Below are 13,998 nucleotides of genomic sequence, written 5' to 3'. Positions count from 1 at the left end.
GGAGAATAAATTTAGGTTTTGCCTGTGAGACAGTAGCAATCCTTGGTGTAATTTATGAGGCTATAGTGGCATCATGCTGCAAGCAGCTCCAGCACTAAATAAAATTAAAATGGAATTTTGTGAACTCTATTCAGGAAATAATGAAAGAAGATGAATTGATTTAAAGAAAATGCCCGTGAATTAAAAACTCAATTAACGGGTCATGTAGAAAATGATTATTTTAACGCGCCAATAACATTGGCGATTTCACCGGACGTTTTTAATGTACGAATAACGGTAAACAGTTCCGTTGCTTCAACGTATTCTTTACGTAAATAACCAAGCCACTGTTTAATCCTTGCCACGTGATACAGCCCGGTATCACCCTGTTTTTCGAGGCGGCTGTATTTTTGCAAAAGCGTAACGACATCGGCCCACGGCATTCGCGCTTCGTTGTATTTGATAACCCGGCTCAGGTTCGGCACATTCAACGCCCCACGCCCAATCATCACCGAATCACATCCCGTAGCGGCCAGGCAATTCTGCGCGCTTTGCCAGTCCCAGATTTCACCGTTAGCGATAACCGGGATCGACAGCCGCTGGCGAATTTCACCGATGGCGCCCCAGTTGATCAGCTCGGCTTTGTAGCCATCTTCTTTAGTACGTCCGTGAACCACCAGTTCCGTCGCCCCCGCCTGCTGCACGGCATCCGCAATTTCAAACTGACGTGCGCCGCTGTCCCAGCCGAGGCGAATCTTTACCGTGACCGGCAAATGCGCTGGCACAGCCTCACGCATGGCTTTCGCACCGCGATAAATGAGTTCGGGATCTTTGAGCAAAGTCGCACCGCCGCCGCTGCCGTTGACCAGCTTTGACGGGCAGCCGCAGTTTAAGTCCACGCCCCAGGAGCCGAGTTCGACCGCACGAGCCGCGTTCTCAGCCAGCCACTGCGGGTATTGCCCAAGAAGCTGAACGCGAACCAGCGTACCGGATGGCGTGCGGCTGGCGTGATTAAGCTCGGGGCAAAGTTTGAGGAAAGATTTAACCGGCAACAGCTGATCGACCACGCGAAGAAATTCGGTGATACAGAGATCGTAGTCGTTAACCTCGGTAAGAAGTTCGCGGACTAAAGAGTCGAGAACCCCTTCCATCGGGGCAAGAAGAACACGCATGACGCATCCGAAAATATTTGTGTTGTTATCCCCTCACCCCGACCCTCTCCCCAAGGGGGAGAGGGGGAAACCCAGAATCTCACTCATTCCTTCCCCCAAAGAGGAAGGGGAGAAAATCCAGGATCCCACTCATTCCTTCCCTTAAAGGGAAACAGAAATACAGGGTATCTTTACTCCCCTCTCCCTTTCAGGGAGAGGGTTAGGGTGAGGGTATGAAACTTACTGCGCAGCCGCTGGTTTACGCGGTGGGCGACGGCGACGAGCATTGTCCCCTGCCGGCTTCGCAGCACCTTCGCCCTGCGGTTTACCGCTGCGGCGCGGGCCGTTGTTACGCTCACCGGAAGCATTTGCGTTTCCGCCGCTGCCACCGCGACGCTGGCCCTGCCCCTGGCTTTGACCACCGCGACCACCCTGGCCGCCACGACCACCGCCGCCACGCTGCTGACGACCGTTGACGATTGGCTCAGCCGGAATAGACGGATCAACGTCAAAACCTGGCAATGCGATACGTGGGATCTCGCGCTTCAGCAGACGCTCGATGTCACGCAGCAGCTTATGTTCATCCACGCAAACCAGAGACAACGCTTCACCGGTGGCTGCCGCACGACCTGTACGGCCAATACGGTGCACGTAGTCTTCCGGTACGTTCGGCAACTCATAGTTAACGACGTGCGGCAGTTCTTCAATGTCCAGGCCGCGAGCGGCGATATCGGTCGCCACCAGCACGCGAATACCGCCACTTTTGAAGTCCGCCAGCGCGCGTGTACGAGCGCCCTGACTCTTGTTACCGTGGATTGCCGCCGCGGTGATACCGTCTTTTTGCAGCTGCTCTGCCAGATGGTTAGCGCCGTGTTTGGTGCGGGTGAACACCAGCACCTGCTGCCAGTTGCCTTCGCCAATCATCTGCGACAGCAGTTCCCGCTTGCGTTTTTTGTCCACAAAGTGAACGTGCTGCGTGACCTGCTCAGACGCCGTGTTGCGGCGAGCCACTTCCACTTCTTCCGGGTTGTGCAACAGCTTTTCAGCCAGCGCTTTAATGTCGTCGGAGAAAGTAGCGGAGAACAGCAGGTTCTGGCGGCGCGCAGGCAGTTTAGCCAGCACGCGGCGAATGTCATGAATGAAACCCATATCCAGCATACGGTCGGCTTCGTCCAGCACCAGGATCTCGATCTGATCTAGCTTCACGGCATTCTGATGCTCAAGATCCAGCAGACGGCCTGGGGTTGCCACCAACACATCCACGCCGCCGCGCAGCTTCATCATCTGCGGGTTAATGCTCACGCCGCCGAAGACAACCAGCGAGCGGATATTTAAATATTTGCTGTAGTCGCGGACGTTCTCACCAATCTGCGCCGCCAGTTCGCGGGTTGGGGTGAGGATCAGCGCACGCACCGGGCGACGGCCCTTCTGGTGAGGGGCGCTGTCGGTCAGACGCTGTAACAGCGGCAGGGTAAAGCCTGCGGTTTTGCCGGTGCCGGTTTGGGCACTGGCCATCAGGTCACGGCCTGATAAGACTACCGGGATTGCCTGGCGCTGGATTGGGGTAGGCTCGCGATAGCCCTGCTCTTCCACCGCACGCAAAATATCGGCATTCAGGCCGAGAGAATCAAAAGACATAGGAACTCCAGAACCGCCCTGACCGCAGCATTGCGCGGTGTAGTTTCCAGGGGGAACATCACGCGCCAGCGCTAAGCTGGCGAAGAGAGGAGGCGCAAACCACGGCGCCGTTCGCGTGCAGTGTAGCAGTTTTTGTGATCTTCCGCATAAATTCTCATTTTCCGCCACGCTAACAGAATAAAGCCTTGCTCTGGACAGGGTTGATAACTTTGCTTACTCTTAATCAATCGATTGATTAACATTTTAAGAGGTCGGTATGACACCTTCGCCGACGCCGGTCACCAGCCGCGGAGAGCAGGCTAAAAATACGCTCATCACCGCCGCCATCGCGCAGTTCGCAGAGTATGGCATGCACGCCACCACGCGAGATATCGCCGCCCAGGCCGGGCAAAATATTGCCGCGATCACCTACTACTTTGGCTCCAAAGAAGCGCTATATATGGCATCCGCCCAGTGGATTGCTGACTTCATCAGCGGTAATTTTCACGAGCATGTTGCCCGCGCCGAAGCCCTGCTGCGCCAGCCCGAAACGGACAAAGAGAAAATACGGCATCTTATCCATACCGCCCTCGGGCAAATGATCGCCCTGCTGACCGCCGACGACACGCTCAACCTGAGCAAATTTATCTCCCGCGAACAGCTTTCCCCGACCGCCGCTTATCAGCTTATTCACCAGCAGGTTATCGACCCGATGCACACCCTGCTGACCACACTGGTGGCGCATTACACCGGGCGAGATCCTTTTGATACCGACACTATTTTGCATACCCACACGCTGCTCGGCCAGGTACTGGCCTTCCGGCTGGGGCGAGAAACGATTCTGTTGCGTACCGGCTGGCCTCAGTTTGACCAGGCCAGGGTGCAGCAAATAAGCCGCGTGGTGCTGAGCCACGTTGATTTCATCCTGCAGGGATTATCTTTAAACAGAGGAAACGCTAGTGATGAACAATAAGAAGCCGGTGATTGCCGTGATTGTGATTGTAGCGCTCGTGGCTGCGGCGTTTGGCGGCTGGAAATGGTATCAGAGCCGGCAAAACAGCGAGCTCACGCTCTACGGCAACGTGGATATCCGCACCGTTAACTTGAGTTTCCGCGTGGGAGGGCGGCTTGCGGCGCTTGAGGTTGATGAAGGCGATGCGATCAAAACTGGTGAACCGCTTGGGCTGATAGATAAAGCGCCCTATGAAAACGCGTTGCGCCAGGCCGAGGCCAACGTGGCGGCCGCCCAGGCTAAGTACGATTTGATTATTGCTGGCTACCGCGACGAAGAAATAGCCCAGGCTGCGGCGCAGGTTAATCAGGCGCAGGCAGCCTACGATTACGCGCAAAACTTCTACCAGCGCCAGCAGGGACTGTGGGCGACCAAAACTATTTCAGCGAATGATTTAGCCAACGCCCGCTCATCCAGCGACCAGGCAAAAGCCACGCTGAAGGCGGCCCAGGATAAGCTCAGCCAGTACCGCAGCGGCAACCGCCCGCAGGAAATTGCTCAGGCGCAGGCCAGCCTTCAGCAAGCCAAAGCGCAGTTGGCTCAGTCGCAGCTAGATCTGCAGGACACCACGCTGATTGCGCCTTCTGACGGTACTCTGCTGACCCGCGCCGTTGAACCCGGCAGCATGCTTAACGCAGGCAGCACGGTACTCACCCTGTCGCTCACACGCCCGGTTTGGGTTCGCGCTTATATCGACGAAACCAACCTCGGGCAGGCCAAACCCGGCAGCGAACTGCTGATTTACACCGATGGCCGCCCGGACAAGCCATATCACGGCAAAGTGGGCTTTGTGTCTCCAACGGCGGAGTTCACGCCCAAAACCGTTGAAACTCCCGATTTGCGCACGGATTTAGTCTACCGCTTACGCATTATCGTGACCGATGCAGATGACGCGCTGCGTCAGGGCATGCCCGTTACGGTGAAATTCAACGCTGGAGCTCAGCATGAGCAGCAATGACGCGGTTATTCATCTGCAGGGGCTGGTGAAGCGTTTCCCTGGACTTGAAAAACCGGCCGTCGCCAGCCTGGATTGCGAAATTCACGCCGGGGCAGTCACCGGGCTGGTAGGCCCGGACGGCGCGGGGAAAACCACGCTAATGAGAATGCTCGCAGGGCTGCTGCAGCCAAGCGAAGGCAGTGCCTCAGTGATCGGCCTCGACCCGATTAAAGACGACCGCGCTCTGCACGCTGAACTGGGCTACATGCCGCAGAAATTTGGCCTGTACGAAGATTTGACGGTAATGGAAAACCTGACGCTCTATGCCGACCTGCGCGGCGTGACCGGGGAGCAGCGCAAAAGCACATTTGCCCGGTTACTGGAATTCACGTCCCTCGGTCCGTTTACCGAACGGCTGGCGGGCAAGCTCTCGGGCGGGATGAAGCAAAAACTTGGTCTCGCCTGTACGCTCGTCGGCCAGCCGAAAGTCCTTTTGCTGGACGAGCCTGGCGTAGGCGTAGACCCCATATCCCGGCGGGAACTGTGGCAAATGGTGCACGAGCTGGCGGGTGAAGGCATGCTAATCCTCTGGAGCACATCGTATCTCGATGAGGCCGAGCAATGCCGGGAAATCCTGCTGATGAACGAAGGCGAACTGCTTTATCACGGCGCGCCGAAAGCGCTCACGCAAAAGATGGCCGGACGTTCACTGCTGGTCAGCCACGAGCACGAGAATAACCGCCAGCTGCTTCAGCGCGCGCTGAAGCTGCCGCAGGTCAGCGACGGCGTGATTCAGGGGCGCTCGGTGCGGCTGATCCTTGCTAAAGAGGCCAAAGTGAGCGAGCTGGCAAATGCCCTGAACGTGCCCGAGACCAGCCTGAAAGAAACTGACCCGCGCTTTGAAGACGCTTTTATTGATTTGCTGGGTGGCGCCGCCGCGAACGAATCGCCGCTGGGCGATATTCTTCATACCGTTGACGGCGAGCCCGGCGAAACGGTGATTCAGGCCGAAGAGCTAACCAAAAAATTCGGTGACTTTGCCGCAACCGACCACGTTAACTTTGCCGTTAAGCGCGGTGAAATCTTCGGGCTGCTTGGCCCTAACGGCGCCGGTAAGTCCACCACCTTCAAGATGATGTGCGGTTTGTTAGTCCCCACTTCGGGCAAAGCGCTGGTGCTGGATATGGATTTGAAAACCAGCTCCGGCAAAGCACGCCAGCACCTGGGCTACATGGCGCAAAAATTCTCCCTCTACGGCAACCTGACGGTGGCACAAAACCTCCGTTTCTTCTCCGGCGTTTATGGCCTCCGCGGGCGCGCCCAGCAGGACAAAATTGCCCGCATGAGCGAGGCGTTTGCGCTGCAGCCTATCGCCAATAGCACGACAGATTCTCTGCCGCTGGGTTTTAAGCAGCGACTGGCGCTTGCCTGCTCGCTGATGCACGAACCGGATATTCTGTTTCTCGACGAACCGACTTCCGGTGTGGATCCCATTACCCGCCGCGAGTTCTGGCTGCATATCAACAGCATGGTAGAAAAAGGCGTGACGGTGATGGTGACCACTCACTTTATGGATGAGGCCGAATACTGCGACCGCATCGGGCTGGTATACCGGGGCAAGCTGATTGCCAGCGGCACGCCGGACGACCTGAAACAGCAGATAGCAGATGACGACACGCCTGACCCCACCATGGAGCAGGCGTTTATCGGGCTGATTCACGAATGGGATAAGGAGCACAGCGATGAGCGAACATAGCCAAAGGATATCGTGGCGCCGCGTCCGCGCCCTGTGCGTGAAAGAAACCCGGCAAATCGTGCGTGATCCCAGCAGCTGGTTAATCGCCGTGGTTATCCCTCTTCTGCTGCTGTTTATCTTCGGCTACGGCATTAACCTGGACTCCAGCCGCCTCCACGTCGGCGTGCTGATCGAGCAGCAGAGCGAGGACGCGCTGGACTTCACTCACGCCATCAGTGCCTCGCCGTTTATTGAACCCACCATCAGCGATAACCGCGAGCAGCTGATTCAACTGATGCAGGCCGGGAAGATTCGCGGCATGGTGACGATTCCTCCTGACTTTGCGCAGAACATGGCCCGCCCCGGCGCAACGGCTCCGATTCAGGTGATCACCGACGGCAGCGAGCCCAATACGGCTAACTTTGTTCAGGGCTATATGCAGGGGATATGGCAGCTCTGGCAACAGCAGCGGGCGGAAGATCGTGGGGAGCATTTTGAGCCTTTAATCGACGTACAGCTGCGCTATTGGTTTAACCCCGCCGCCATCAGCCAGCACTTTATTATTCCCGGCGCGGTGACCATCATCATGACGGTCATTGGCGCAATACTGACGTCTCTGGTCGTGGCCCGCGAATGGGAGCGCGGCACCATGGAGGCCCTGCTTTCCACGCAGGTGACAAAGACCGAACTGCTGCTCTGCAAACTGGTGCCCTATTATGTTTTGGGGATGTTAGCCATGCTGCTTTGTATGCTGGTGACGGTGTTTATTCTCGGCGTGCCGTGGCGCGGCTCGCTGGTGCTGCTGTTTCTGATCACCAGCCTGTTTTTACTCAGTACGCTGGGCATGGGGCTGCTGATTTCCACCATTACGCGTAACCAGTTTAACGCCGCGCAGGTCGCGCTGAACGCTGCATTTTTACCGTCCATCATGCTGTCCGGCTTTATTTTCCAGATAGACAGCATGCCAGCGATTATCCGGGCGGTAACCTACGTCATCCCGGCGCGCTACTTTGTCAGCACCCTGCAAAGCCTGTTCCTGGCGGGGAATATCACCTCGGTGTTGATCGTCAACACGCTGTTTTTGATTGCCTCGGCGGTGATGTTTATCGGCCTGACGGCGCTGAAAACCAAACGTCGGCTCGATTAAGGGAGAAAGCATGTTTTATCGTTTATGGACGTTGATTCGCAAAGAGCTGCAGTCGCTGCTGCGCGAGCCGCAAACCCGCGCCATTCTGATTTTGCCGGTGCTGCTGCAGGTGCTTTTGTTCCCGTTTGCCGCCACGCTTGAGGTCACCAATGCCACTATCGCTATCTATAACGAAGACAACGGCAACAACTCGATTGAGCTGACCCAGCGCTTTGCCCGCGCCAGCGCATTCAGCCACGTGCTGTTGCTGAAAAGCCCGCAGGAAATAAAGCCGACGATAGACAACCAAAAAGCGCTGCTGCTGATTCGCTTCCCGGCGAATTTCTCGCGCGATATTGCCAGTCAGAATCCGGCAAAGCTGCAAATCCTGCTTGACGGGCGGAACTCAAACAGCGCGCAAATTGCCGCGAATTACCTCCAGCAAATCGTCAATAACTATCAGCAAGAGCTGATGACCGGTATGCCCAAACCCAACAACAGCGAGCTGACTATTCGCAACTGGTACAACCCTAACCTCGATTACAAATGGTTTGTGGTGCCGTCGCTGATTGCGATGATTACCACCATTGGCGTGATGATTGTGACGTCCCTTTCGGTTGCCCGCGAGCGCGAGCAAGGCACGCTCGATCAGCTGTTGGTTTCTCCCCTGGCCACCTGGCAAATATTTATTGGCAAAGCGGTTCCCGCGCAGATTGTCGCGCTGGTGCAGGCCACCATTGTGCTGGCGGTAGGGATTTGGGGATATCACATCCCCTTCTCCGGCTCGCTGCTGCTGTTTTACTTCACGATGATTATCTACGGGCTATCGCTGGTGGGGTTCGGGCTGCTGATTTCCGCCCTCTGCTCAACCCAGCAGCAGGCGTTTATCGGCGTGTTTGTCTTTATGATGCCAGCGATCCTGCTCTCCGGCTATGTTTCGCCGGTGGAAAACATGCCGGTGTGGCTGCAGGATTTAACGTGGATAAACCCGATTCGTCATTTCACCGACATCACGAAACAGATTTACCTGAAGGATGCGAGCTTTGGGATTGTCTGGCAGAGTTTGTGGCCGCTGCTGGTGATTGCGGCCACAACGGGTTCAGCGGCGTACTGGATGTTTAGACGCAAGATTGCGTGATTTGTCTTTCGCGAGCAGAGAGAAGATAGCCGGTCCGGCGAGCATCGCCATGCCGGCCAGCGCCAGAAGAAGGTGACTTTGCACCACGCGTGACAGCAGCCACAGCGCAATCATAGCGTTGCCGAAATACCAGGTCGTGGTGAGCTCTTCAAGGAAGTCACCGATATCGCGCAGCAGGCCGGTGTGAAAACGCTGGAAGATAAACATCAGCACCACGGTGGCGACATAAAGCAGGCACAGCCCTACGCCCACGGGGATCAGGGTCGCGGTTTTCCAGCCAACGAGCAGCGCAGCGACCACCGCAAGATGCAGCATAATCTGCCAGCAACCCAGTCCGGTTCTCACTCTTACACGTTGTTGCCACTTCATGTTTTATCTCCTGGAGTATTTCTTCCTGTTAATCAGAGTACGCAAGTGTACGGAAATTTCCTCAATACGCCCCCTTTTTGTGACAGATATTGCAATATATTTCCGTTCAGACAGGGAAAAGTCGCGGGAGGAAAAGCAAAACTGTGGGGAAATTCCCTCCCCCGAAGGAGAGGGAATGCTGACATTAACGACGGTTGCCGAAGATACGCAACAGCATCAGGAACAGGTTGATGAAGTCGAGATACAGCGTCAGGGCACCCAGAATCGAGTATTTACGCAGCATTTGCGCGTCGCGGGTATCAATTTGCTCGCCGATGTTTTTCAGTTTCTGCGTGTCGTACGCGGTCAGGCCCACAAACACCACCACGCCGATGTAGGTGATGGCCCACATGAGCGCATCGCTTTTCAGCCAGAAGTTAACCAGCGAAGCCAGTACAATTCCGATCAGCGCCATAAACAGCATGTTGCCGAAGCCGCTCAGGTCACGTTTGGTGGTATAGCCATAGAGGCTCATGGCGCCAAACATCCCACCGGCCACCACAAACGTGCTGGCGATAGACGAATAGGTATAAACCAGGAAAATGCTCGCCATGGTCAACCCGGTCAGCGCCGAGTAAAGCATAAACAGCGAAGTCGCCACGCCGGCGCTCAGCTTGTGCACCATGCCGGAGAGCACAAAGACCAGCCCCAGTTGAACGATAATCAGACCAAAGAAGGTGATTTTACTGGAGAAGACAAACTCCATAACCGCCGGGGTATTCGCTGCGTACCACGCGATAAAGGCGGTTAAAAGCAGACCGCAGGTCATCCAGCCGTAAACTTGTGCCATAAAGGTCTGAAGGCCCGTATTGGCACGCTGCACGATAGTCTCATTGGGACGCGGGAATCGGTCCATGATGCTTCCTCTGTGTTGTGAATTAAGCTTCTGACGCGAGCTGTTTGGCTCGCCCGCTTTAAGATTAACACATCCCGCAGACCGCGTAGCCTACCAGCGTTTAGCCGCCTGTTTATCGCTGTCCCGGGCTTCGACCCAGCGGTCGCCTTCGGCGGTCGCTTCACGTTTCCAGAACGGGGCGCGGGTTTTCAGGTAATCCATGATGAACTGGGCGGCTTCAAACGCCGAGCTGCGGTGCGCGCCCGTCACGCCGACAAAAACAATTTCATCGCCGGGCCACAGTTCGCCGATGCGGTGGATCACCGTCACTCGCTGCAACGGCCAGCGGCTTCTGGCCTCGGCGACAATCTCAGCCAGCGCTTTTTCGGTCATGCCCGGATAATGTTCAAGCGTCAGGGCACTAACGCTGTCGCCAAGGTTGTGATTGCGAACTTTACCGGTGAAGGTCACGACGGCGCCGTCTTCATCGCACTGCGAAAGCCACTGATATTCTTCGCCGACGTTAAAATTCTCGCGGCCAACAATGATTCGGGTGCTGTCCATTTAACCTCCTGTTACCGGAGGGAAAAATGCCACTTCATCGCCCTTCGCCAGCGGATGATCAAAGCTCACCAGCGTTTGATTGACCGCGGCCAGCAGCTTGCCGGACTCCAGCGCCAGCGCCCAGCGACTGCCTCTGTCGGCTAGTGCCGCACGCAGTTGCTCCACGTCGCCGTAGGCTTCATCCAGCGCGAGGCTATCGCAGCCAACCAGTTCTCGTACCTGGGCAAAAAACAGAACATTAAGCATCGTTTTCCACCTTAAAGTCGCCGGATTTTCCGCCGCTCTTTTCCAGCAGGCGCACCGGGCCGATCGTCATGTCTTTTTGTACGGCCTTGCACATATCATAAATGGTCAACGCGGCGACGGAGGCCGCAGTTAATGCCTCCATTTCTACGCCGGTTTTTCCCGTCAGGCGGCACACGGACTCAATGCGAACGCGGTTTTGCTCAGCCTGAGCCTCAAGCTGCACTTCTACTTTGCTCAGTAAAAGCGGATGGCACAGCGGAATCAGTTCCCAGGTACGTTTAGCAGCCTGGATCCCCGCGATACGCGCAGTGGCAAAAACGTCACCTTTGTGGTGACTGCCGTCAACAATCATCGCCAGCGTTGCCGGCTGCATGGTCACAAACGCTTCAGCGCGGGCCTCACGAACCGTCTCAGCCTTGGCGGACACATCCACCATATGGGCTTCCCCGGCGGCGTTAATATGGGTCAAATGCGACATAACTTACTTCTTAATATGTGGGTGGAAATTGCACGGGCGCTGACGAGCATCCAGTTGAGGTTGAATGATATTTTCCCAGGCAGTGCGGCAGGCCTTTGTTGAACCCGGCATGGCGAAAATCAGCGTTTTGTTCGCCATGCCCGCAACGGCCCGTGACTGCAGCGTAGAAGTGCCAATCTCTTCAAATGAGAGCATACGAAACAGTTCGCCAAAGCCTTCAACTTCCCGGTCAAACAGCGGGAGAAGCGCCTCCGGCGTCTGGTCTCCGTCGGTAAACCCGGTGCCGCCGTTGATCAGCACCACCTGAACCTGCTCATCGGCAATCCACTGCGAAACTGCGGCCCGGATGGCATAACGGTTTTCTTTGGCGATAGCTTTGTCGACCACCTGATGCCCCGCTTCCGTGGCGACCTCGCTCAGATAATGGCCCGAAGTGTCGTCCTCTTCACCACGACGGCTGGACACCGTCAAAATAGCAATACGTGCCGGGATAAACTCTGCGCTTACCTGACTCATCGATATTCTCCTTGTGGGCAGGCTCTAGCCGCCGATATACGACAGATTTTGGGTGATGCCGGTATTACCGTCATGCAGGAAATGGGTTTGTTTTTTCTGCGCCAGCGCGGAAGAGATACGCCCTTCCAGCTCGCTTTGCTGGCCGTCATCCGTCAACAGATCGCGTAACGCAATCCCCTGATCGCCAAACAGGCAGAGGTGCAGGTTGCCGACGGACGAAACCCTCAGCCGGTTGCAGCTGGCACAGAAGTCTTTCTCATACGGCATGATGATCCCAATTTCGCCTTTATAATCGGGATGGCAGAAAACCTGGGCAGGGCCGTCGCTGCGCTGGCGCAGCTGGTGTACCCAACCGCGTTCAAGCAGCTGGTCGCGAATGGTTTTGCCGGAAATATGGTGTTTGCGGAAAATCGAGCCGCCGTCGCCGGTTTCCATCAGCTCAATAAAACGGAGCTGAATGGGACGCGGTTTGATCCAGGCGAGGAAGGTCTCAAGTTGATGGTGGTTTACATCACGCATCAGCACGGTGTTCACTTTTACTCGCTCAAAGCCCGCGCTGAAAGCTGCGTCAATGCCTTCCATCACCTGACGAAATTTATCCTGACCGGTAATGGCATGAAACTGACGAGCGTCCAGGCTGTCGACGCTAACATTCAGGGCGGTCAGCCCCGCATCACGCCAGGCATTAACATCCCGGGCCAGGCGATAGCCGTTGGTCGTCACCGCAAGCTGGCGAATCGACGCGTTTTCACGCACCGCGGCGATGATTTCGGTAAAGTCGCGGCGCAAAGAAGGTTCCCCGCCGGTCAGACGCACCTTTTCGGTTCCCAGAGCGGCGAAAGCCCGGGTAACGCGGCGGATTTCATCGACGTTGAGGAAGCTTTTATTGGCCACGCCGTGCGGCTTGTAGCCATCAGGCAGGCAATAGCTGCAGCGAAAGTTGCAGACGTCGGTAATTGATAAGCGCAAGTAATAGAACTTACGCGCAAAAGCATCAGTAAGCTGGGACACTGAGTACACCTTTCCAAATACGGGAGATGCAGTCATTTCTTCCTGCACCCTGGCAACCTCAGGGGCTGCGGCCAGGGCACCTTATCTTGTGACTTAGGTACCAGGGCTTGAGTGTGTGTTACTGCGATAGTAGCGCGACATCTGGCTTCGCGCCATATCAGTTTTCGCTATATAAATCTATACATAACGAGATGATTGCTTAATTTCGCTACAGAGTACTTAAAAAGCTAACTTTTACTTTGATATGCATCATTATCCACAGAGCAAGAATCGTCTTTTTGGCGCTTTTACGCTACCTTAAGCGCCTGTATGCCTCTTAAGGATTATCTTTTCTATGCGTAATCGCACGCTTGCAGATCTTGATCGGGTTGTCGCACTGGGCGGTGGGCACGGTCTGGGCAGAGTAATGTCATCTCTCTCCCCTCTTGGCTCACGTTTAACCGGCATCGTCACCACCACCGACAACGGTGGTTCAACGGGGCGTATTCGGCGCTCTGAAGGCGGGATTGCCTGGGGAGATATGCGCAACTGCCTGAACCAGCTGATCACCGAACCAAGCGTGGCATCGACAATGTTTGAGTACCGTTTTGGCGGTAATGGCGAACTTTCAGGCCATAACCTCGGAAACCTGATGTTAAAAGCGCTGGATCACCTCAGCGTGCGCCCTCTGGAAGCAATCAATTTAATTCGCAACTTGCTAAAGGTCGATGCACAGCTGATTCCGATGTCGGAACATCCGGTCGATTTAATGGCTACCGACGACCAGGGCAACGCCGTGTATGGCGAAGTGAGTATCGACCAGTTGCCCAATCCACCGCAGGATTTGGCGGTCTACCCTAAAGTCCCGGCCACGCGTGAAGCCCTGGAAGCCATCGCTGAAGCCGATTTAATTTTGATTGGCCCAGGGAGCTTTTACACCAGCCTGATGCCGATTCTGCTGCTTGAAGAGATGGATCAGGCGCTGCGCCGCACGCCAGCGCCAATGGTGTATATCGGCAACCTGGGCAAAGAGCTAAGCCCTGCCGCAGCCAGCCTTTCCCTGCGCCAAAAACTTGAGTTGATGGAACAGCATATCGGAAAACGCGTTATCGATGCCGTACTGGTTGGCCCGCAGGTTGACGTCAGCGAAGTAGGCGACAGATTGGTTATCCAACAGCCGCTGGAGGCCAGCGACATTCGCTATCGCCACGACCGCCAGCTGCTGCGGGCAGCCCTCGAACAGGCCGTGCAGCAGCTCGGTTAAGG

Annotated in this window: 15 protein-coding genes and 1 riboswitch; of the genes, 6 read left to right on the top strand and 9 right to left on the bottom strand. The window is 55.9% G+C overall.

Annotated elements, in window-relative coordinates:
- Positions 1-215: 215 nt before the first annotated feature.
- Both dusC and rhlE read right to left on the bottom strand, forming a co-directional pair.
- Entirely contained in the window at positions 216-1,151 is a 936-nt protein-coding gene (dusC, locus tag LH86_RS11290; protein WP_039301266.1) for a tRNA dihydrouridine(16) synthase DusC, read from the bottom strand.
- Positions 1,152-1,370: 219 nt separating this feature from the next.
- Positions 1,371-2,768, bottom strand: coding sequence for an ATP-dependent RNA helicase RhlE (gene rhlE, locus LH86_RS11285; protein ID WP_039301263.1), 1,398 nt, complete (start codon positions 2,766-2,768; stop codon positions 1,371-1,373).
- A gap of 256 nt (positions 2,769-3,024) precedes the next feature.
- On the opposite strand from rhlE, the gene cecR reads away from it, so the two are divergent.
- The 5 genes from cecR to LH86_RS11260 are packed head-to-tail and all read left to right on the top strand — an operon-like array spanning position 3,025 to position 8,695.
- Complete coding sequence (gene cecR, locus LH86_RS11280) at positions 3,025-3,720, top strand: transcriptional regulator CecR (RefSeq protein ID WP_039301260.1); 696 nt, start codon at positions 3,025-3,027, stop codon at positions 3,718-3,720.
- Positions 3,710-4,717 (top strand): secretion protein HlyD, encoded by a 1,008-nt coding sequence (gene hlyD, locus LH86_RS11275; RefSeq protein ID WP_039301256.1) that lies wholly within the window; start codon positions 3,710-3,712, stop codon positions 4,715-4,717. The genes cecR and hlyD overlap by 11 nt, the downstream gene beginning before the upstream one ends.
- Positions 4,704-6,452, top strand: a complete 1,749-nt coding sequence (locus LH86_RS11270) for an ATP-binding cassette domain-containing protein (RefSeq protein WP_039301253.1) — start codon at positions 4,704-4,706, stop codon at positions 6,450-6,452. Before hlyD ends, LH86_RS11270 begins: the two co-directional genes overlap by 14 nt.
- Entirely contained in the window at positions 6,439-7,578 is a 1,140-nt protein-coding gene (locus LH86_RS11265) for an ABC transporter permease (RefSeq protein WP_039291299.1), read from the top strand. The genes LH86_RS11270 and LH86_RS11265 overlap by 14 nt, the downstream gene beginning before the upstream one ends.
- A gap of 10 nt (positions 7,579-7,588) precedes the next feature.
- Positions 7,589-8,695, top strand: a complete 1,107-nt coding sequence (locus LH86_RS11260; protein WP_039301250.1) for an ABC transporter permease — start codon at positions 7,589-7,591, stop codon at positions 8,693-8,695.
- On the opposite strand, the gene LH86_RS11255 is transcribed toward LH86_RS11260, so the two are convergent.
- The 7 genes from LH86_RS11255 to moaA form a co-directional block, all read right to left on the bottom strand.
- Positions 8,657-9,064, bottom strand: coding sequence for a YbhQ family protein (locus LH86_RS11255; RefSeq protein ID WP_039301247.1), 408 nt, complete (start codon positions 9,062-9,064; stop codon positions 8,657-8,659). The genes LH86_RS11260 and LH86_RS11255 overlap by 39 nt on opposite strands.
- Positions 9,065-9,248: 184 nt before the next feature.
- Complete coding sequence (locus tag LH86_RS11250) at positions 9,249-9,959, bottom strand: Bax inhibitor-1 family protein (protein ID WP_008456273.1); 711 nt, start codon at positions 9,957-9,959, stop codon at positions 9,249-9,251.
- 90 nt (positions 9,960-10,049) lie between these two features.
- A complete protein-coding gene (gene moaE / locus LH86_RS11245) occupies positions 10,050-10,502 on the bottom strand; it encodes a molybdopterin synthase catalytic subunit MoaE (RefSeq protein WP_008456271.1) in 453 nt (150 codons plus the stop codon).
- Positions 10,503-10,748: a molybdopterin synthase sulfur carrier subunit gene (moaD, locus tag LH86_RS11240; RefSeq protein ID WP_008456269.1), complete on the bottom strand. Its 246-nt coding sequence runs from the start codon at positions 10,746-10,748 to the stop codon at positions 10,503-10,505.
- On the bottom strand, positions 10,741-11,226 hold the full coding sequence (gene moaC / locus LH86_RS11235) for a cyclic pyranopterin monophosphate synthase MoaC (protein WP_039301244.1): 486 nt from the start codon (positions 11,224-11,226) through the stop codon (positions 10,741-10,743). Before moaC ends, moaD begins: the two co-directional genes overlap by 8 nt.
- A 3-nt stretch (positions 11,227-11,229) precedes the next feature.
- Positions 11,230-11,742, bottom strand: a complete 513-nt coding sequence (gene moaB / locus LH86_RS11230) for a molybdenum cofactor biosynthesis protein B (RefSeq protein WP_039301241.1) — start codon at positions 11,740-11,742, stop codon at positions 11,230-11,232.
- 24 nt (positions 11,743-11,766) lie between these two features.
- Positions 11,767-12,789: a GTP 3',8-cyclase MoaA gene (gene moaA / locus LH86_RS11225; RefSeq protein ID WP_052045573.1), complete on the bottom strand. Its 1,023-nt coding sequence runs from the start codon at positions 12,787-12,789 to the stop codon at positions 11,767-11,769.
- A riboswitch (molybdenum cofactor riboswitch) is annotated at positions 12,745-12,879 on the bottom strand. (Overlaps the previous gene by 45 nt.)
- Positions 12,880-13,087: 208 nt before the next feature.
- Between moaA and yvcK the strand changes: the two genes are divergently transcribed.
- Entirely contained in the window at positions 13,088-13,996 is a 909-nt protein-coding gene (gene yvcK, locus LH86_RS11220; protein WP_039301236.1) for a uridine diphosphate-N-acetylglucosamine-binding protein YvcK, read from the top strand.
- The last annotated feature ends 2 nt before the right edge of the window (positions 13,997-13,998 follow it).

Source organism: Cedecea neteri, assembly GCF_000758325.1.
Classification (GTDB): Bacteria; Pseudomonadota; Gammaproteobacteria; order Enterobacterales; family Enterobacteriaceae; genus Cedecea; species Cedecea neteri_B.
The sequence above is the reverse complement of the archived record's forward strand: the minus strand, read 5'-3'. Positions and strand labels throughout refer to the sequence as shown.

What these genes read in the sequence shown, in the direction of transcription:
- dusC (WP_039301266.1), bottom strand. Translation starts at nt 1,151, where the DNA reads ATGCGTGTTCTTCTTGCCCCGATGGAAGGGGTTCTCGACTCTTTAGTC.
- rhlE (WP_039301263.1), bottom strand. Translation starts at nt 2,768, where the DNA reads ATGTCTTTTGATTCTCTCGGCCTGAATGCCGATATTTTGCGTGCGGTG.
- cecR (WP_039301260.1), top strand. Translation starts at nt 3,025, where the DNA reads ATGACACCTTCGCCGACGCCGGTCACCAGCCGCGGAGAGCAGGCTAAA.
- hlyD (WP_039301256.1), top strand. Translation starts at nt 3,710, where the DNA reads ATGAACAATAAGAAGCCGGTGATTGCCGTGATTGTGATTGTAGCGCTC.
- LH86_RS11270 (WP_039301253.1), top strand. Translation starts at nt 4,704, where the DNA reads ATGAGCAGCAATGACGCGGTTATTCATCTGCAGGGGCTGGTGAAGCGT.
- LH86_RS11265 (WP_039291299.1), top strand. Translation starts at nt 6,439, where the DNA reads ATGAGCGAACATAGCCAAAGGATATCGTGGCGCCGCGTCCGCGCCCTG.
- LH86_RS11260 (WP_039301250.1), top strand. Translation starts at nt 7,589, where the DNA reads ATGTTTTATCGTTTATGGACGTTGATTCGCAAAGAGCTGCAGTCGCTG.
- LH86_RS11255 (WP_039301247.1), bottom strand. Translation starts at nt 9,064, where the DNA reads ATGAAGTGGCAACAACGTGTAAGAGTGAGAACCGGACTGGGTTGCTGG.
- LH86_RS11250 (WP_008456273.1), bottom strand. Translation starts at nt 9,959, where the DNA reads ATGGACCGATTCCCGCGTCCCAATGAGACTATCGTGCAGCGTGCCAAT.
- moaE (WP_008456271.1), bottom strand. Translation starts at nt 10,502, where the DNA reads ATGGACAGCACCCGAATCATTGTTGGCCGCGAGAATTTTAACGTCGGC.
- moaD (WP_008456269.1), bottom strand. Translation starts at nt 10,748, where the DNA reads ATGCTTAATGTTCTGTTTTTTGCCCAGGTACGAGAACTGGTTGGCTGC.
- moaC (WP_039301244.1), bottom strand. Translation starts at nt 11,226, where the DNA reads ATGTCGCATTTGACCCATATTAACGCCGCCGGGGAAGCCCATATGGTG.
- moaB (WP_039301241.1), bottom strand. Translation starts at nt 11,742, where the DNA reads ATGAGTCAGGTAAGCGCAGAGTTTATCCCGGCACGTATTGCTATTTTG.
- moaA (WP_052045573.1), bottom strand. Translation starts at nt 12,789, where the DNA reads ATGACTGCATCTCCCGTATTTGGAAAGGTGTACTCAGTGTCCCAGCTT.
- yvcK (WP_039301236.1), top strand. Translation starts at nt 13,088, where the DNA reads ATGCGTAATCGCACGCTTGCAGATCTTGATCGGGTTGTCGCACTGGGC.